Origin of the sequence: Methylocapsa sp. S129, assembly GCF_009765995.1 — a bacterium.
Lineage (GTDB): Bacteria > Pseudomonadota > Alphaproteobacteria > Rhizobiales > Beijerinckiaceae > Roseiarcus.
The window spans coordinates 84,986-103,396 of the sequence record NZ_LMUI01000008.1 but is presented as its reverse complement, the minus strand read 5'-3'; the positions used below and the strand labels follow the sequence as shown (position 1 = coordinate 103,396).

Genomic DNA, 18,411 nt, shown 5'->3' with positions numbered 1-18,411 from the left:
TTGGGTTAGCTCTTCCGCGCTTCGAGCGCGGCAAGGTTTGCTCTCATCCGCATCGTTGTCGGATGATCCGGCCAGTAACTTGCCTCGTCAATCGCCAACGCGCGACGCATCAGCGGCTCGGCCTCATCAGATCGGTTGGTTGCTCGGAGCAATGTCGCGAGGTTGCTGAGGCGGATCGCCAAATTGGGATGACCGAACCGGTAACTCGCCTCGTCGATTGCCAACGCACGACGCATTAGCAGTTCGGCCTCATCGAGCCGGTTGGTTGCAAGAAGCAAGGTCGCGAGGTTGCTCAGGCGGATCGCTACATTAGGATGATCCGAACCGTAACTGGTCTGGTCAATCGCCAGCGCACGCCGATAGAGCGGTTCCGCCTCGCCAAGCCGGTTCGTCTCGCCAAGCAATCCCGCGAGATTGTTGAGCGGATTCGCGACTCTCGGATGATCTGGCCCGTAACTCGATTCTGCGATCACAAGCGCGCGCCGATAAAGCGGCTCGGCTTCGCCAAGTCGGTCAGTGTCGCCAAGCAATCCAGCGAGATTGTTGAGGCGGATCGCGACATTGGGATGATTCGGTCCGTAAAACGCCTCATCGATGGCCAGCGAGCGACGCATTAGCGGCTCGGCCTCCGCAAGCCGATTCGTATCACGGAACAGTTCTGCAAGATTGCTAAGGCGGATCGCCACTCTCGGGTGATTCGGTTCATAGCTCGCCTCGTCGATTGCGAGTGAGCGACGCATCAGCGGTTCGGCCTCGGCAAGTCGGTTTGTGTCGCTGAGCAATTGCGCTAGGTTGTTGAGGCTTAACGCCACGTCGGGATGATCCGGGCCACAGCTCGCCTCAAAAATGGCGAGCGCACGCCGGAATAGCGGTTCGGCTTCGGCAAACCGGTTCGTCGCGCGAAGTAGTCCAGCAAGGTTGTTGAGGTTAAGCGCTACATGGGGATGATCCGACCCATAGCTCGCCTCGTCGATCGCCAGTGCGCGGCGCGAAACGCGCTCTGCTTCGGAATACTGCGCCTTGGCGCTGAAAAATATGTCGAGTTCCCCATAAAGCCTGGCCGTCGGCGCAGCAATTCCGGCCTCGTCGCCGCGCTCGGCGACAGCCAACGCATGCGGCGCCAGCGAATCAAGAAGGGACCATGTCCTGACGTCGCTAGGGTCACCCACAAACGCTTCACTCGCCCATCCCAACGCCTCCCGGAGTGCCGCACCGCGCCGTTCCCCCGAGATGCCGCGTCGACAAAAATCTTGCACCAGCCGATGCACGACAAAGCCTGCCGCCGACGTCTTACCCGCCTCCGAGTTTGCGCGCGCGGCCAACGAATAGGCGAACAGATTGGCTCTCGCGCTATGCGCGTCGAAATCCCGTCCATCCCCCGGAGCGCTCACGTCGAGCAGCGTGTCAGGAATGGGCTCCGGCGCGAGAAAGGCGAGTCGTTCGATGAGGCGGAGGCCTTGCGGCGTCAGCCGAGCAACCGAGGTCGCCCAGGTCGCAGCGAGGCCGGTGTCGTGGTCATAGGTCATCAGGTTCTTGTCGAACCAGTTCAGCACCTTCGGACGGTTCTCGCGCCACAGCGCGAGATAGCGCGCAAAGCCGATACGCTCGGTCGCGATATAGGCCGCCGCCTGTTCGAGCCCGAGGGCTAGGCCGTCCAATTCCTTAGAGAGTTCTCGCGCCAACTCCGGATCGTCGACTGAAAGCGTGCGGTCGTCCCGCGTTCGCTCGAGCAGAAACACCACGGCGGCGTCCTTGTCGAGAACGCTAAGTTCGAGCTTGCGCACCGCGCCCGAGAAATTCGCGACGCGGCCGGTGATGATCGCCTGCCCGCCACGCAGCCGCGCAAGCAGTTTTTCGACTGCGGCGACGGCGGGCGCGTCGTCGACATTGTCGAGGATCACCAGCCAGCCCGGATGATTGTTCAGCCAGTTGAGGACGGCTGGAATTTTCAACGCGTCCTCGCGCTCGTTTTGCGTTGGGAGATCGAGAATATCCGGCCCAGCCAACGCCGCCAGGCTCGCATCGAGCTGCGCCGGCGTCGCGGCGCGCAAAAACAGCAGCGCCGAATGCTCGGCGTCATGGCGCAACGCATATTCGACCGCCAGCCGCGTCTTGCCGACCCCGCCTAGCCCATGCAGCGCCTTGCCGACGACGGCGGCGGCATGGGCGCTTTCGTTCGAATTCAAAGCTTCATGCAGTTTCCCGAGGAACTCCTCGCGGCCTTTGAACAGCGGACCGAGCGAGGCGAAGGGGAGATTGCGGGGCTTACGATGAGGCCCTTCGGCGAGAGCCTTCGAATCATTGCCTGGATTGCGACTGACCGCATATCGATACGCCTCCCGCAGTTCTTGCCGCCAATCGTCATACGCCGAATTGTCTCCAAACAACTCCCGCTCGATCGAGCCAAGTTCCGGCGGGGCCGTCCTGCCCCTGCGCCAGTTGCGGACCGTGCGGTCGGTAAGTCCACCGCATTGGGCGGCGAATTCCTTGCTCGTCCAGGCTTTTCCCGGTTTGCCCGGCCGGCCGGAAGGCCGCGCACCCTGCGACAAATAGCTGTCCAGGAGTTCGGCGAAGGACCGTCGCTCTCGATCATCGGCGGAAGCGGGCGGAGGCGCGGGGGTCACCTTTCCAAACCTTTCCGCTTTTCCGACGCGCACGTCGCGATTTCCAGAACCTTGGCGTCAATAGCGAGCCGGCAACCACAAATGTGAGGTCCGGCAATGTTCGACATATTCGCTCGTCTTTCGAGCAGTCCTCTGACTGTTCTCTACGCGTCTCAAGCGGCAACCTATGTCGCGGCCGCGATATTGTCACGGCGCGCGGGCCACCGCGATCTGAGCTTCTGTTACTCGGCTTCGGCGCTGTTGCACTGGGCATTCGCCGCCTGCCATCTGATGCGCTTCGATTGAGCGGCGTAGGAAACCGGCTCCGTCCGTTCCTTATTACGATGGACGCCATTTAGCTGCTTATGTGAAAAAGATCTGCCCACCGATACTGGTCCGTGCTTGCACAAGCGCAAAGACGCCGGACGCTGATATACAATAGCTATCCGCGCGGCCGGCGCCTTTCTCGTGAAATCTCGCGTCAAAACGTGTGAGAGGCGCGTCGCGGCCAGCGCCGGAGCGCGCGCGGATCGCGCCAAAGCGGGCGAAACGGTGTTCGTCGGGGCGCATGGGGAGCGCTGATCGCAGCGCCGGAAATTCATTGATTGCTTGGAGGCGATTGTGCAAACAATAGGCAAATCCGCCGCCAATCTCGGACGCGCGCCTCCATTCACTGGTGGACGGAATGTTTGTAGCGACTTCTGATTTAGAGAAGTATTTTCTATAAATTTCTGTCTTTCTGTGGTATGGTTTTGGGTGGTCGGGCTTGCAAGCGTCTTCTGTCGAACCGCCGGGCGAAGTGGAAGCGGCGGACGGGACGCGGACGGCATCGGTCGGCTCAAGAAACGCGAATTCAAGTTTTTCGCTTGCAAGCTATTGAAATCGCACGATGGGGATAGGAAAAAATTTGGAGGCGCGGGAGTCTTGTATTGAAATCATTGGGGTTTCTTTAAAGGGCGATGGCCTGAATCTCGTCCAAAGCGCGCCAAACAAGGATTTTGCAAGGGGCGCAAATCGGCTTCGGCGCCGCCAAACCCCCGCTCAATGCGCCTCGTCCCAATTGTCCGCCGCCCGCGCATCGACCTGTAGCGGCACACTGAGCTGCAGCGCCGGCATCGGCGCCTCGACCATTACTTTGGCGACGAGCTTGATCGTCGCCTCGACCTGGGTCAGCGGCGCTTCGAACACCAGTTCGTCATGCACCTGCAGCAGCATCTGCGCGTCGAGTTTGGCAGCGCCGAGCGCGTCGTCCATGCGGATCATCGCGCGGCGGATGATGTCGGCGGCCGAGCCCTGCAGCGGCGCGTTGATCGCGGCGCGCTCGTTGAAGGCGCGCTCGGACGGGTTGGAGGCGTTGATGCGGGGATAATGGCATTTGCGGCCGAAAATGGTGCGCACGAAGCCGTCGGCGCGCGCCGCTTTTTTCGTCGTCTCCATATAGTCGCGGATGCCGGGAAAACGTTCGAAATATTTGCGGATATAGGCGCCCGCCTCCTCGCGCGGAATGCCGAGCTGGTTGGCGAGGCCGAACGCCGAAATGCCGTAGATGATGCCAAAATTGATCGCCTTGGCGCGCCGCCGCACTTCGCCCGGCATGTCCTTGACGGGCACGCCGAACATTTCGGAGGCCGTCATCGCGTGAATGTCGAGCCCGTCGGCGAACGCTTTCTTGAGCTGGCCGATGTCGGCGACATGGGCGAGCAGGCGCAATTCGATCTGACTGTAATCGGCCGAGATCAGGGCATGGCCAGGGGTTGCCACAAAGGCGCGGCGGATCTTGCGCCCTTCGTCGTTGCGCACCGGAATGTTCTGCAGATTGGGATCGGACGACGACAGTCGCCCGGTCGTCGTCGCGGCGAGCGCATAGGAGGTGTGCACGCGCTTGGTGTTCGGATTGACGAAGGCCGGCAGCGCGTCGGTATAGGTCGATTTCAGCTTGGCGATCTGACGCCATTCGAGGATGCGCGCAGGCAATTGATGGCCCTCGGCGGCCAGATCATCGAGCGCATTGGCCGAGGTCGACCAGGCGCCCGTCGCGGTCTTCTTGCCGCCGGGCAGGCCCATCTGGCCAAACAGAATATCGCCAAGCTGCTTGGGCGAGCCGAGGTTGAAAGGCGCGCCGACAAGCCCATGAATCTCCGCTTCGAGCCGCGCCATGCCTTGCGCGAATTCACCCGACAGGCGCGAGAGAATGTCGCGATCGATCGCAATGCCACGCCGCTCCATCCGCGCCAGCGGCACGACAAGCGGTCGCTCCAGCGTCTCATAGACATGGGTCATGCCTTCGGCAGGCAGGCGGGGCTTGAGTGCGCGCCACAGGCGCAGCGTCACATCGACATCCTCGGCGGCGTATTCGGTCGCCTTGTCGATGGGGACACGGGCGAAGCCGATGAAATTCTTGCCCGAACCGGCGACATCGGCGAAATGGATCGTCTTATGAGCAAGCCAGCGCTCGGCCAAAGCATCCATGCCATGGCCTTCATTGGTGGCGCCGGCGTCAAGCGCGTAGGAAAGCAGCATCGTATCGTCGATGGGCGCCGCCTCGATGCCGCGCTGCGCGAAGACGTGCCAATCGAATTTCACATTCTGGGCGATCTTGAGGATTCCCGGCGCCTCCATCATCGGCTTCAGCAGAGCGAGCGCTTCGCTTTCGGCGAGCTGGCCAGGCAGAAGTTCGCCGCCGCCAAACAGATCGCCCTGCCCAGCGTTGCGATGGCCGAGCGGCACGTAACAGGCGCGGCCCGGCGCGACGCAGAGCGAGAATCCGACGAGATCGGCCTGGATGGGATCGAGCGAACTCGTTTCCGTGTCGAACGCGACGATTCCGGCCTCGAAGGCTTCATCGATCCAACGCTGCAATTCTTGCGGCGTTGTCACCGTGGCGTAAGCGGCGCGGTCGATCTTCGCCTCGCGCGCCTCGGCGAGGCGGCTGGCGGCGAACACCTTTGGATTCAATGCGCCAGGCAATGCGGCCGGGGTTTCGGCTTTATCGGCAGGCGGCGGCCTCTGCGCGCGAGGCTCGACCGCTTCGCCATTGCGCCCGCGCCAGCCGCCGGCGCCGACGAATTCAGGGGCCGCTTCGATCTCGCCCGCTTCAACGCCATAGATTTCGGCGACGCGCCGCGTGATCGTGGTGAATTCGAGCGCCTTGAGAAACGCGACAAGGCGCTTGGCGTCCGGCGCGGCCAGCGTCAGATCGTCGAGCGGCACTTCGAGCGCAACATCCTGAATGAGCGTCACCAGCGTCTTCGACAGGCGGATCAACGCGACGGAATCCGGATTGGTCAAAACCTCGCGGCGCTTGGGCTGTTTGATTTCGCCGGCGCGCGCGAGCAGCGTTTCGAGATCGCCATATTCGGCGATGAGCTGCGCCGCCGTCTTCACCCCGATGCCGGGCGCGCCCGGCACATTGTCGGTCGAATCGCCCGCGAGCGCCTGGATGTCGATCACCTTGTCGGCGCCGCCGCCAAAATAGGCGAAGACCTCGTCGGGGCCGATGCGCCGCTCCTCGCGATCGCCTGACGCCGGGTCGTACATGGCGACGCCCGGCTGGACGAGTTGCATCAGGTCCTTGTCGGCGGAAACGATCAGCACATCAGCGCCGCGTTCGCGCGCCTGGCGTGCGTAGGTCGCAATCAAATCGTCGGCCTCGTAGCGGTCCTGCTCGATCGGCGCGAGGCCGAAAGCGCGGACGGTGTCGCGCATCAACGGAAATTGCGGCACGAGATCTTCGGGCGGATCGGGCCGATGGCCCTTGTAGGGCGGATAAAGCTCCTTACGGAACGAATTTTCCGACTTGTCGAAAATGATCGCCAGATGCGTCGGCTTGATGCCCGCCGCGCCATCGCGCACGAATTGCAGCAGCTTGGTCGCGAACAGGCGAACGGCGCCAACCGGCAGACGGTCTGACCGGTAATTATATTTCTGATCCTGGCGGATCGATTGAAAATAGGCGCGAAAGACGAAGGACGAGCCGTCGACCAGAAAAACATGGTCGCCGGGACCGACGGGGCGAGGGTTTTGAGTCATAGCGCCAGTTTAGACAAACCTGCCCACTGGCGCCATCGATTCGCGCGAGACAATGCGAGCCTCGCGCGGCAATCAGCGCGCGGCGGTCGCGCTCCCTCCTGCGGCGGCCTCGACAGCACGGCGGAAAGCGCCCTCCAGCGTCACCGCGAAATTATAGTGCTGCGCCGAGAATGGCATTGTGCTGTCAGGCGCGACCGAGCGATAGCCGACAAAGACCCCGAGCAGACGTCCGCCGCTCGCATTGAGAACGGCGCCGCCCGAGGCGCCGACGCCCGCGTCGCAATCGAAAGAAAATTCGCGCGTGCCTTCCGATCCCGAAGAGAGCGCATCATGCAGCCGGCAGTTTTCCATCGACATGACATGGCCCGAACCCCAGTCGCTATGACCGCGCGCAACGAACCGAATGTCTTCGGCGGCCTGGGCCGGAGCGCCCAACCCATAAGGCGTGGCGCCCTTGACGGAGCGAAGAAGCCGCGCGACCGCCCAATCATGCACGGCCGGTTTGGAATAGGGGTCCTTGTTCCCAGAGACCACGGACGCCACATCGATCGCCGTGGTGACTTCCTGGTCGGCGACCGTCGCGGTGAAGAAGCAATGGGCGCTGTCGCCGCGCAATTGGCCATGCTCGTCGAACAGCACATGGGCGGCGGTCGTGATGACATTGTCGGCAAGCGTCAATTGGCCCGCGCCGCGCGCATTGCCGCAATGAATGACGCCGGAGGCGGCGTGTCGCCGTTTGACGTCGCCAAGGTCGAGATGGTTTTCGCTGGCGAATTGCTCGGCCGTCAGCCGCGGATGGTCGCCAAAGACCACGACGGGCACAAGCGGAAGCGTATGCAAGGCCTCCAAATCCATCGGATGCGCCGGACCCGCCTGGGCCTCGATGCACGCAAAGAGACAAAAACCTGATGCAATTGCCGCACGGATGATATGAAACATCAAAAGAGAGCCTCCCACCATGGCGAACCAGGGCTAGCAAAAATCGGGCCATTCGGCCTCTTGCGCGCCGACCTGTCGGGAAGCACACATTTTTGTGATTGAGACGCATGATTAATACTGCAACAAAAATGTCAAGTTTGACTTGCCTGATCTCGCTCGATAATTCGGCGTACGTGGCTTTTGCGCCATAGGAAGCGGCCCCGCGCGCAATGAGCCTTTCCCTTCAGCAGCGATATGGCGAACTTGTCGCCGCCAACCGGCTTGAGCCTGACCCGGCGCAAATGACGCTGATCGAGCGGCTGGACGCCCTCCTGGCGCGCCTTGCGGACTATGTTCCGGCGCGGCCGCCCAATGCGCTTGAGCGCCTGATCGGCGTCCGGCCCGCCGAAGCGCCGCGCGGCCTCTATATTTTCGGCCCGGTCGGACGCGGCAAAACGTTGCTGATGGATTTGTTCTTCGAGGCGGCCCCGGCCAAGGCTAAGCGCCGCGTGCATTTTCACGCTTTCATGGCCGACGTCCACGCGCGCATCCATCAATGGCGGACGCACCGCAGGGCCGGCGAGGTCGCCGGCGAAGACCCGATCGCGCCCGTGGCGGCCGACATGGCGGCGCAAGCGTGGCTGCTGTGCTTTGACGAATTCAGCGTCAGAGACATCGCCGATGCCATGATTCTGGGGCGTCTCTTCACCCAACTTTTCGTGGCGGGAGTCGTCGTCGTCGCCACGTCGAACGTGGCGCCGGACGATCTCTACAAGGACGGGCTCAACCGGGCGCTTTTTTTGCCCTTCATCGCGATGCTGCATCAGCGGCTCGAGATTTGCGCGCTCGAGGCGCGGACCGATTTCAGGTTGGAAAAGCTCGCGCGCGCGCCGGTTTATTACTGCCCGCCCGACGCGGCGGCCAAGTCCGCGCTCGATGATGCGTTCAAGCGCTTGACGGGCCATGAACATGGCGCGCCCGCCGAGATCGCGCTACTGGGCCGCTCCCTGAAGATTCCCGAGGCGTCGGACGGCGTTGCGCGATTCTCCTTCGACGATCTCTGCCGCCAGCCGCTTGGCTCGTCCGATTTTCTCGCCATCGCCCAGCGTTTCCACACCGTGCTGATCGACCACATCCGGGTGATGAGCCGCGACCAGCGCAACGAGGCCAAGCGCTTCATCAATCTGATCGACACGCTCTACGATCAGCGCGTCAAGCTGATCGCCTCGGCCGAGGCGGAGCCGAATGCGCTGTTTTTGGGCGAGGACGGTTATGAGGTCTTCGAATTCGACCGGACCGCCTCGCGCCTCATCGAAATGCGCTCCGCCGACTATCTTGCGCTCGCTCATGGCCATTCCGGATCGAGCGCGTCAGGCGATATGGGGGGATTGATCGAAACATAGAGCGGGCGAGGGCCGCCAGCGCGCTCAATCCTCGATTTTTGGCCCCTCACGCAGATAGTCGCGCGGCGGCGCGCCGAGCATGCGTTTGAACATGGTCGTGAAGGCGGCGACGCTGTCATAGCCAAGATCGAAAGCGACGCTCGTCACCGGCTCGCCGCGGGCAAGGCGCGGCAAGGCCGCGAATAGGCAACACTGCTGACGCCATGTCGACAGGCTGACGCCGGTCTCGCGGCGAAAGGCGCGGGTAAAGGTGCGGCGGCTCATGGCGAGCGCATCGGCCCAGTCGTCGATCCTGGCGCGCGGCGAGGGCGCCTCGACGAAGCCACGGCAGAGCTCTGCGAAACGCGGATCGGTGGGAAACGGCAGGCCGAGCGGCTTTTCCGGCAGGCGCGGAATCTCCTGCAGGATCAGCGCCATGACGAGGGCCGCCCGGCTTCCTGACTCATAGTCGAACGGCAGCGTCACGGCCTCGACGATGAGACTGCGCATCAGTTCCGTCATGCCGACGACGCGGCATCGCTCGGGCAGCCCGGCGATCGCATCGGCGACGACATAGAGGGAACGCATCATCACCGCGCCCAGCATCTCGACCGAATGCGGGACGCCGGCCGGAATCCAGAGCGCGTGCTCGGGCGGCACCATCCAGCGGCCTTCGCTCGTCGCCACCGTGACCACGCCCGAAAGCGCATGCAGCAATTGCGACCGGCCGTGCTGGTGCAGGGGAACGAGATAGCCCGCCGGATAGTCGCTCGCCAGCGCGACAACCTGGCCAGGCGATCGCTCCAGCCAACCTATCCGGAGTTCGTGCAGCGCCCCGATATCCATCCCGGCCGGCGGATGACGCAAGATCTCGGCCGTTTCCATATCGCGGTCCAACGATTTGAGTGCGGTCCCGTCGGTCATCTCGGCTGCAGTCTCATCTGGGGTGACAGTCCAGCTCCGTCCCGTTCGTCGTCTTTAGGGCGCATCCTCTGCTGGGCGGCGCCGCGGCTTTCGCACATCTTTGTGGCCCAGTTGCGAAAGAATTAGACCAAATCACGAAAGCAGGTCACGCGGCAAGGCGTATTGTGCCGCTGTCCGGCGGCGCCCTACGAGATCGCGCCCGGCGGACTTATGGAGCCACCCGTGACCAACGCCACTGTGACGGCCGATCGTACGGCCGCGAACAACACTGCCTTCACAATCATCGCTGCGATCAGCTTCTGTCATCTCCTCAACGACATGATGCAATCGCTGATCTCGGCGCTCTATCCGATGCTCAAGACCAATTATGGCCTCGACTTTGGCCAGATCGGCCTGCTCACCTTCACATTCCAGGTGACTGCCTCGCTCCTGCAGCCGTTGATCGGCGTCTATACGGATAAACGGCCGCAACCCTATTCGCTCTCGGTTGGCATGGGCTTTACGCTGGTCGGATTGATCTTGCTCGCCTTCGCCGATCGCTATTGGCTGCTGCTCGTCGCCTCGGCCATGGTCGGCATGGGCTCGTCGGTGTTCCATCCCGAATCCTCGCGCGTCGCGCGGATGGCGTCCGGCGGGCGCCATGGCCTTGCCCAATCTTTGTTCCAGGTTGGCGGCAATTTCGGCTCGGCGCTCGGGCCGTTGGTCGCAGCCTTCATCGTGCTGCCGCGTGGGCAGTCGAGCGTCGCCTGGTTCTCGCTCGCCGCGCTCGTTGCGATGATCATCCTGTGGCAGGTCGGCAATTGGTACAGCGCTCACCGGGCGGCGACGGGCAAGCAGCGAAGCCCTAGCGCCACGATCGCGCTGCCGCGCCGCAAGGTCTTGATCGCGCTGACGGTGCTTGGCGTCCTGGTGTTCTCGAAATATGTCTACATGGCCAGCCTGTCGAGCTATTACACCTTCTATCTCATCCACAAGTTCGGCCTGTCGGTGCGCGACGCGCAGCTCCTGCTGTTCGTCTTCCTCGGCGCAGTGGCGGCCGGCACGATCATCGGCGGCCCGATCGGCGACCGGTTCGGGCGCAAATACGTGATCTGGGGCTCAATCCTCGGCGTCCTGCCCTTCACCCTCGCCATGCCCTACGCCAACCTCGAATGGACGATTGCGCTCACCGTAGCGATCGGCCTGATCCTGGCCTCGGCCTTCTCGGCGATCATCGTCTTCGCCCAGGAACTGGTGCCCGGCAAAGTGGGCCTGATCGCGGGCCTGTTCTTTGGCTTCGCTTTCGGCATTGGCGGCATTGGCGCGGCAGTGCTCGGCGAAGTCGCCGACATCAAGGGCATCGACTTCGTCTATAACGTCTGCTCCTATCTGCCGGCGCTCGGCCTCCTCACCTTGTTCCTCCCCAATATCGAGGGGTCGAAAAGGAAGACGCTCAAGCCTTCGACCCCATGACCTCGTTCGACCCCGACCGTCCCGAAGCGGACGGCGGGGCCGATTTCCGCCTCAGCGCTTCGGGTCATGAATCCGGTCGACGAGTGGCGCTCTTTCGCATTCCATGCCAGCATTTGCGCCTCGCCCCGCATGGGCGCGGGAGTCCCTTCGTTTGCCTCGATCCTCATCCAGCGAACCCGTCGAGGCCCGCATCCTCGAAACGGCCCGTGCGCATGTGCGCAAGTTTGGCGCGGCGCGCGCGACGATCGTCGGCATCGCCCAGGAATCGGGCATGACGCACGCCAATGTCTATCGTTATTTCCCCTCGAAGGACGCCTTGCTAGAGGAAGTCACGGCGTCATGGCTGCGCCCGCTCGAAGCGCGCCTGCGCGAAGCCGCCGACGGCGCCGATCCCGCCTATGATAAATTAGAGCGCATGCTGCTCGCCATCCATCGCGTCTACCGGCAAAAACTGGAGACCGACCCGGCTTTGTTCGACCTGCTCGTCGACGCGCTCGATAAAGCGAAGGGGAGCGTGCGCAAACATCGCGCGCGAGTGCAGTCGGAAATTCAGCGCGTCGTCGAGGAAGGCGTCGCGTCGGGCGCCTTCGCGATGGCCGACCGGCGCCGCGCCCTGTCGCTGGTCTTCGACGCCGCGCATCGCTTCATTCATCCGCTCGCCATGCGCCTCGACGCGGAGGCTGCAGGCCCCGCGATCGAGGATCGCTTCGAACGGATTATCGCTTTGGTGCTGCGCGCGCTACGTTCGGGGCGGGTTTAGACCCGCAGCGGCATCAGCACGAAGAGAGCCGCCGCACCATCGCGATCCTGGATGATGGTCGGCGAACCCGGATCGGAGAGTTTGAGCAGCGCCGTATCGCTCGAAAGCTGGCCAGCGATGTCGAGGAGATAGCGCGCGTTGAAGCCGATTTCGATCGGCGCGGAATCGTAATCGACCTCGATCTCCTCGCTCGCCGAGCCGGAATCCGGATTGTTGACGGAAAGAACCATCTTGCCGTCGCCGATCGACAATTTGATCGCGCGGCCGCGCTCGGACGAAATGGTCGAGACGCGGTCGACCGCCTTGGCGAACGGCTCCTTGTCGACGACCAGCCGCTTGTCGTTATTGGCTGGAATGACGCGCCCGTAATCGGGAAAGGTGCCGTCGATCAGCTTGGTCGTCAGCACGACGTCGCCGAAGCGAAAGCGCGCCTTGGCGGTCGACAATTCGATGACGATCTCCTGGGCCAAATCCTCGATCAGCTTCTGGATTTCATTGACGGCCTTGCGCGGCACGATCACGCCGGGCATGCCCGCGGCCCCTTGGGGAGCGGGCAATTCGACGCGGGCCAGGCGATGCCCATCGGTGGCGACGGCGCGCAGCATCGCGGCGCCGTCGACCTCCGTCACATGCAGGAAAATGCCGTTGAGATAATAGCGCGTTTCCTCGGTCGAGATGGCGAATTGCGTATTGTCGATCAGCTTCCTCAGATCGCCGGAGGACAAAGCGAAGCGATGCGAAAGATCGCCTGTGGTCAAATCGGGAAAGTCGGAGGCCGGCAGACATTGCAGATGGAAGCGCGCGCGGCCCGAGCGCAGCAGGAGCTGGCCGACCTCACCCGACATTTCGAGCGAGACTTGCGCGCCTTCGGGCAGTTTGCGGACGATTTCATAAAGGACATGGGCGGGCACAGTGGTCGAGCCCTCCTGCGCGACGTCGGCCGGCGCCGATTCCGTCGCCTCCAGATCGAGGTCGGTCGCCTTGAGCGTCAACTGGCGCTCCCGCGCCTCGATCAGCACATTCGACAGGATCGGGATCGTATTGCGCCGCTCGACGATGCGATGCACATGCCCCAGAGCCTTGAGCAGGGCCGTCCGCTCCAACGTGACCTTCATCGCAACATCCCAACCTTGCCAATCAACCCGGACAGTCTCGACCCCGACCAGCTTTTCAAGCCGCGCGAATGAAGTCCGGCCCCATCGCGTGGGGGCGCGACTTTGCCAAGGCGTCGGCCAATCCGCAAGGGCGGTGCGCGCCTCGGGCAAGGTTTTCAAGCATTATTCGCGCCACCCCTCGTCCAGCCCCACAACCTTAACTGGCCCTTAAATCGCCGCCTTTAGTTTCGATGTCAGCGGGCGGCGAGCGTCGAAGTGCTTTTCGAACGACGACCGGAGCAGCGGGATCTTGGCATGTTTGGCCTAGGGGGCAGGCGAAACGGGGAGCGAATTGAGCCGCGTCTCGACGATTCGGGGCGGGGCCGCGCCGGGCGCTATGACCTGCGCGCCGATCCCGACGACCGGCCCGCGCCCAAGCCAAGACGACCGGCGAGCAAGGAACGCCGGCGCGGCAAGGGCAAGCGCGAGGGCGGGCGCTCTAGGCTCGGGCGACTGTTCTATTGGTGTTTTGTCCTGGGCGTCTGGGGCGCCATAGGCCTCGCCGGCCTGTTGATCTATTACGCGAGCCAATTGCCGCCCATCGACCAGCTCGCCGTGCCCAAGCGGCCGCCCAATATCGCCATTCTGGCCGATGACGGCGCGTTGATCGCCAATCGCGGCGACACCGGCGGCGCGGCGGTGCATTTGAGCGACCTGCCCCCCTACCTGCCCAAAGCCTTTGTCGCGATCGAGGATCGGCGTTTCTACTCGCATTTCGGCATCGATCCGATTGGCATCAGCCGTGCGATCTTTCGCGACGTGAGCGGGCGCGGCGGCATGGAGGGCGGCTCGACGCTGACCCAGCAGCTCGCGAAGAACCTGTTCCTCACACAGGAGCGCACGCTCTCGCGCAAGATCCAGGAGGCGATCCTCGCGCTCTGGCTGGAGCGCAAATATTCGAAGGATCAGATTCTCGAACTCTATCTCAACCGCGTCTATTTCGGTTCGGGCGCCTATGGCGTCGAGGCGGCGGCGCAGAAATATTTCGGCAAGAGCGCCAAACTGGTGAACCTATCGGAAGCCGCCGTTCTGGCCGGGCTGATGAAATCGCCCTCCAAGCTCGCCCCCAACCACAATCTCGACGCCGCCAATGCGCGCGCCGCGCAGGTGATTACCGCTATGGCCGAACAGGGCCATATCACCGAGGCGATGGCCAAATTGGCGCTGGCGAAGCCCGCGACGGTCGTCCGCGAAAAAGGCTCGGGATCGATCAACTACGCCGCCGATTACGTGATGGACATGCTCGACGACACCGTCGGCGCGATCGACGAAGACATCGTCGTCACCACCACGCTCGATGAAAAGATGCAAGCGCTCGCCGAACATGCGCTGACTGACGAACTCAACGCCAAGGGCGAAAAATATGGCGTCGGCCAGGGCGCGCTGGTCGCGCTCACCCCCGACGGCGCCGTCAAGGCGCTGGTCGGCGGGCGCAATTATGCCGACAGCCAATTCGATCGCGCGGTCGCCGCCAAACGCCAGCCGGGTTCGGCGTTCAAGCCGTTCGTCTATCTCAGCGCGCTGGAGAAGGGTCTGACGCCTGACACGGTGCGCGAAGATGGGCCGATCACCGTCAAGGGCTGGAACCCGGAGAATTATTCCAAGGAATATTTCGGTCCGGTGACGCTGACCAAGGCGCTTTCGCTTTCGCTCAACACGGTGGCGGTGCGGCTCGGCCTTGAAGTCGGCCCCAAAACGGTGGTGAAAACCGCGCATCGCCTGGGAATAGCGAGCGATCTCGAACCGAATGCCTCGATCGCGCTTGGCACGTCCGAAGTCACGCCGCTCGAACTCGTCTCGGCCTATGCCGCTTTCGCCAATGGCGGCATCGGCGTGCAGCCGCATGTGATCTCGCGCGTGCGCACCGCCAACGGCAAACAGCTTTATGCGCGCAAGAATGCGAGCTTTGGCCGGGTGATCGATCCGCAATATGTCGCGATGATGAACGAAATGATGGAAGAGACCCTGCTGACCGGCACTGCGCATAAGGCGGAACTGCCGGGGTGGCAGGCGGCGGGCAAGACCGGCACCAGCCAGGAATGGCGCGACGCCTGGTTCGTCGGCTACACCTCCTATCTCGTCGCCGGCGTCTGGCTCGGCAATGACGACGGGACGCCGACCAAGAAAGTCTCGGGCGGCAATCTACCGGTCGAAATCTGGAGCCGCTTCATGAAGGCGGCCCACGAGGGCGTGCCGGTCGCGGCATTGCCCTCCGGCGTCTGGCGCAACGCCGACACGCCGGTCCCCGAAAGCGCGCCGCCGACCGCACCGCCCGATCCTCCGGCCGCTCCGATCCCTCTGGCCGCCGGACAACCCTTGACGATCAACAGGGGCGGCATCGCCTTGCAAGGCGCGCCGATGCAGAGCGCGCCAATGCCGGTCGCCCCGGCGCGGCGCGACATCGCGCCGGTGAACGCGCCCGATATCCCCGTGCCGCCCGCTTCAATTCCCAATGTCGGGGGCGCCAAACCCGCCTCGCCGCAGCGCGACAGGAGCCTGCTGGGCAAGCTGTTTGGCGGCGCCTGACGGCCGCCCGACTCCTTATCCTCCCCTTGGCCGCGAGAACCGGCTAAGTTGCGCCGCGAACAACAGGCTAAGGCCTCGGAGGAAATCGCCATGCCCGTCAACAGACAATTCGTTCTCGATTCCCGGCCCGCGGGTCATGTGGCGCCTTCGAACTTCAGGCTTGTCGAGACGCCGATCCCGACGCCCGGCGCCGGGCAGGCTTTGGTGCGCCATCATTATCTCTCGCTCGATCCCTATATGCGCGGGCGGCTCAACGATTCCAAATCCTACGCCAAGCCGCAGCAAGTGGGCGCCGTCATGGGCGGCGGCGCGGTCGGCGAGATCGTCGCTTCGAACAATCCGCGCTTCAAGCCCGGCGACAAGGTCGTCGGCATGGGCGGCTGGCAGGAATATTCGCTGAGCGACGGCAGCGGCCTCAATGTCGTCGACGCCACGCGCATTCCGATCCAGGCCTATCTTGGACCCGTCGGCATGCCGGGCGTCACCGCCTGGTATGGCCTCAACAAGATCATCGCGCCCAAGAAGGGCGAGACGATCGTCGTTTCGGCGGCGACGGGGGCGGTGGGTTCCGTCGTCGGCCAACTCGCCAAGATCGCGGGCGCCAAGACGGTGGGGATCGCGGGCGGCCCCGACAAATGCGCCTATGCGCGCGAAGAGCTCGGCTATGACCTCTGCGTCGATCACAAATCGCCCGATTTCGTCGCTGAACTGAAAGCGGCGCTGCCCGACGGCGTCGACGGATTGTTCGAGAATGTCGGCGGCGTGCCTTTCGCCACCTGCATGAGCCGGCTCAACACTTTCGCGCGCATCGCCGTCTGCGGATTGATCGCCTCTTACGAAGGCGCGCCGACCGGCCTCGACAATGTCGGCACGCTGTTGATCACGCGCAGCAAGATCGAGGGCTTCATCGTGTCCGACCATCTCGCGCTTTGGCCGCAGGCCCTCAAAGAACTCGCCGGCCATGTCGCGGAAAAGCGCATCCGCTATCGCGAGACGATCGCGCAGGGGCTGGAGAAGACGCCGGAGGCCTTTATCGACATGCTCAAGGGCCGCAATTTCGGCAAGCAATTGGTGAAGCTGATCTGATTGGGAATTTGCTTGGAAAACGCCCAATCAGCCGGCTCATGCAGATAGCCGGCGATTTGCCCCTTTGTAAAGATTGACGTTTTCCAGAGCCCTCGAAAATTTTATTTAACAGGAATGAGCGTTATCAAGGACTTGCAAGCGAAAAACGGGAAAAAATAGCACCCAAGCCGGCCGCTGTTTGAGCCGCCGTTCGACAGCCCAATTGACGAGATGATGAGCGCCCGCGATCCTTTGGCGCCCGCCTGCAGAACTGCCTTCGAACGTCCGGCGATCTCCCTGGATCAATTCTTTAAAATAGAACATTGGCGTATTGTATCATAAAAAACAGAAACCGCCAGATTAATCCACCCTCGACAGTTTTGTTGCGCTGGCGCCCCTCGCCCCTAAGGACAAGGAGCCGCCGCCTCACACCGGCGGCGGATTGCGTTCAGCAAAGCCGCGCTGATGCCAATAGGGATAGGCGAGCGGAGCGGCGCTCGCCTTGTCGAGCAGCGCGATCTGGTCGGCTGTCAGGCTCCAGCCGACGGCGCCCAGGTTCTGACGCAATTGTTCTTCGTCGCGCGCGCCGATGATCAGCGTCGCGACGGTCGGGCGCCGCAGCAGCCAGTTCAGCGCGATCTGCGGCACGGATTTACCGGTCTGCCTGGCGACTTCGTCGAGCGCATCGACGACCCCGTAGAGATAGTCGTCGCTCATCTGCGGGCCGTTGTCGGCCGTCTTATGCAAGCGGCTCAGTTCGGGCAGCGGCGCGCCGCGCCGGATCTTGCCGGTCAGCCGGCCCCAGCCGAGCGGGCTCCAGACAACCGCGCCGACGCCCTGGTCGAGGCCGAGCGGCATCAGCTCCCATTCGTAATCGCGCCCGACCAGCGAATAATAGGTCTGGTTGGCGACATAACGGGGATAGCCGTAACGATCGGCCGCGCTGAGCGATTTCATCAGATGCCAGCCGGAGAAATTGGAGGCGCCGACGTAACGTATCTTGCCCGCGCGCACGAGATCGTCGAGCGCCGACAGCACTTCCTCGACCGGCGTCAGCGCGTCGAAACCATGCAATTGGAAGAGGTCGATATAATCGGTGCCAAGCCGTTTAAGCGCGGCCTCGCAGGCCTGGATCAGATGGAAGCGCGACGAGCCCACATCATTGGCGGCCTCACCTGAACGGAACGTCGCCTTGGTCGAGACGATCACCTTGTCGCGCCGTCCCTTGATGGCGGTCCCGAGGATGCGCTCGGACTCGCCGGCCGAATAAATATCCGCGCTGTCGAACATCGAGACGCCGGCCTCAAGGCAGATGTCGACGATCCGGCGCGCGCCATTATCGTCGGTCGAGCCCCAAGCCTGGAAAAAATCACCCTTGCCGCCAAACGTGCCGCAGCCAAAACTCAGCACCGGAACCGTAAAACCCGATGCGCCCAACCGACGATATTCCATGAGAAATCCTTAAGTTCATTCTGCCGTCAATGAGAGCGGAGCGAAGCCATGACAGCAGCTCGATCCGTTCGCTCCGCCCATAGTCTTTCCCCCGCGCAAGCGATAGAAGAGCCCGTCCCGTAAGCCTGAGCCGCCCGATTCGCGCG

General features: G+C 63.1%; 11 protein-coding genes. 5 read left to right on the top strand and 6 right to left on the bottom strand.

Annotation, left to right across the window (positions count from 1 at the left end):
• Positions 1 to 5: 5 nt before the first annotated feature.
• From GSQ90_RS01390 to GSQ90_RS01380, 3 genes are all read right to left on the bottom strand, one after another.
• The gene (locus tag GSQ90_RS01390) at positions 6 to 2,624 is read right to left on the bottom strand and encodes a tetratricopeptide repeat protein (RefSeq protein WP_158812690.1); all 2,619 of its coding nucleotides are present in this window, start codon (positions 2,622 to 2,624) and stop codon (positions 6 to 8) included.
• A gap of 1,020 nt (positions 2,625 to 3,644) precedes the next feature.
• The gene (polA, locus tag GSQ90_RS01385; protein ID WP_158812689.1) at positions 3,645 to 6,632 is read right to left on the bottom strand and encodes a DNA polymerase I; all 2,988 of its coding nucleotides are present in this window, start codon (positions 6,630 to 6,632) and stop codon (positions 3,645 to 3,647) included.
• A 72-nt stretch (positions 6,633 to 6,704) separates the two neighbouring features.
• Positions 6,705 to 7,571 carry a serine protease gene (locus tag GSQ90_RS01380; protein WP_158812688.1) on the bottom strand — a complete coding sequence of 289 codons (867 nt, stop codon included), beginning with the start codon at positions 7,569 to 7,571 and terminating at the stop codon, positions 6,705 to 6,707.
• 209 nt (positions 7,572 to 7,780) lie between these two features.
• Here GSQ90_RS01380 and zapE point away from each other — a divergent pair, with 209 nt between their 5' ends.
• Positions 7,781 to 8,953 carry a cell division protein ZapE gene (gene zapE / locus GSQ90_RS01375; RefSeq protein ID WP_158812687.1) on the top strand — a complete coding sequence of 391 codons (1,173 nt, stop codon included), beginning with the start codon at positions 7,781 to 7,783 and terminating at the stop codon, positions 8,951 to 8,953.
• A gap of 24 nt (positions 8,954 to 8,977) precedes the next feature.
• On the opposite strand, the gene GSQ90_RS01370 is transcribed toward zapE, so the two are convergent.
• Positions 8,978 to 9,817, bottom strand: a complete 840-nt coding sequence (locus tag GSQ90_RS01370) for a helix-turn-helix domain-containing protein (protein ID WP_158812686.1) — start codon at positions 9,815 to 9,817, stop codon at positions 8,978 to 8,980.
• Between the two features lie 261 nt (positions 9,818 to 10,078).
• Here GSQ90_RS01370 and GSQ90_RS01365 point away from each other — a divergent pair, with 261 nt between their 5' ends.
• Positions 10,079 to 11,308, top strand: coding sequence for an MFS transporter (locus tag GSQ90_RS01365; protein ID WP_256366580.1), 1,230 nt, complete (start codon positions 10,079 to 10,081; stop codon positions 11,306 to 11,308).
• 151 nt (positions 11,309 to 11,459) lie between these two features.
• Positions 11,460 to 12,068, top strand: a complete 609-nt coding sequence (locus GSQ90_RS01360; RefSeq protein WP_246731361.1) for a TetR/AcrR family transcriptional regulator — start codon at positions 11,460 to 11,462, stop codon at positions 12,066 to 12,068.
• Here GSQ90_RS01360 and dnaN read toward each other — a convergent pair.
• Positions 12,065 to 13,183, bottom strand: coding sequence for a DNA polymerase III subunit beta (dnaN, locus tag GSQ90_RS01355; RefSeq protein WP_158812683.1), 1,119 nt, complete (start codon positions 13,181 to 13,183; stop codon positions 12,065 to 12,067). The genes GSQ90_RS01360 and dnaN overlap by 4 nt on opposite strands.
• Before the next feature lie 294 nt (positions 13,184 to 13,477).
• Here dnaN and GSQ90_RS01350 point away from each other — a divergent pair, with 294 nt between their 5' ends.
• Together GSQ90_RS01350 and GSQ90_RS01345 are read left to right on the top strand one after the other, a co-directional pair.
• Entirely contained in the window at positions 13,478 to 15,748 is a 2,271-nt protein-coding gene (locus GSQ90_RS01350; protein ID WP_158812682.1) for a transglycosylase domain-containing protein, read from the top strand.
• 90 nt (positions 15,749 to 15,838) lie between these two features.
• Positions 15,839 to 16,834: an NADP-dependent oxidoreductase gene (locus GSQ90_RS01345; protein ID WP_158812681.1), complete on the top strand. Its 996-nt coding sequence runs from the start codon at positions 15,839 to 15,841 to the stop codon at positions 16,832 to 16,834.
• Between the two features lie 405 nt (positions 16,835 to 17,239).
• Here the strand turns inward: GSQ90_RS01345 and GSQ90_RS01340 are convergent, their stop codons facing one another.
• Positions 17,240 to 18,265 carry an aldo/keto reductase gene (locus GSQ90_RS01340; protein ID WP_158812680.1) on the bottom strand — a complete coding sequence of 342 codons (1,026 nt, stop codon included), beginning with the start codon at positions 18,263 to 18,265 and terminating at the stop codon, positions 17,240 to 17,242.
• Between the last annotated feature and the right edge of the window lie 146 nt (positions 18,266 to 18,411).

What these genes read in the sequence shown, in the direction of transcription:
- polA (WP_158812689.1), bottom strand. Translation starts at nt 6,632, where the DNA reads ATGACTCAAAACCCTCGCCCCGTCGGTCCCGGCGACCATGTTTTTCTG.
- GSQ90_RS01380 (WP_158812688.1), bottom strand. Translation starts at nt 7,571, where the DNA reads ATGTTTCATATCATCCGTGCGGCAATTGCATCAGGTTTTTGTCTCTTT.
- zapE (WP_158812687.1), top strand. Translation starts at nt 7,781, where the DNA reads ATGAGCCTTTCCCTTCAGCAGCGATATGGCGAACTTGTCGCCGCCAAC.
- GSQ90_RS01370 (WP_158812686.1), bottom strand. Translation starts at nt 9,817, where the DNA reads ATGGAAACGGCCGAGATCTTGCGTCATCCGCCGGCCGGGATGGATATC.
- dnaN (WP_158812683.1), bottom strand. Translation starts at nt 13,183, where the DNA reads ATGAAGGTCACGTTGGAGCGGACGGCCCTGCTCAAGGCTCTGGGGCAT.
- GSQ90_RS01350 (WP_158812682.1), top strand. Translation starts at nt 13,478, where the DNA reads ATGTTTGGCCTAGGGGGCAGGCGAAACGGGGAGCGAATTGAGCCGCGT.
- GSQ90_RS01345 (WP_158812681.1), top strand. Translation starts at nt 15,839, where the DNA reads ATGCCCGTCAACAGACAATTCGTTCTCGATTCCCGGCCCGCGGGTCAT.
- GSQ90_RS01340 (WP_158812680.1), bottom strand. Translation starts at nt 18,265, where the DNA reads ATGGAATATCGTCGGTTGGGCGCATCGGGTTTTACGGTTCCGGTGCTG.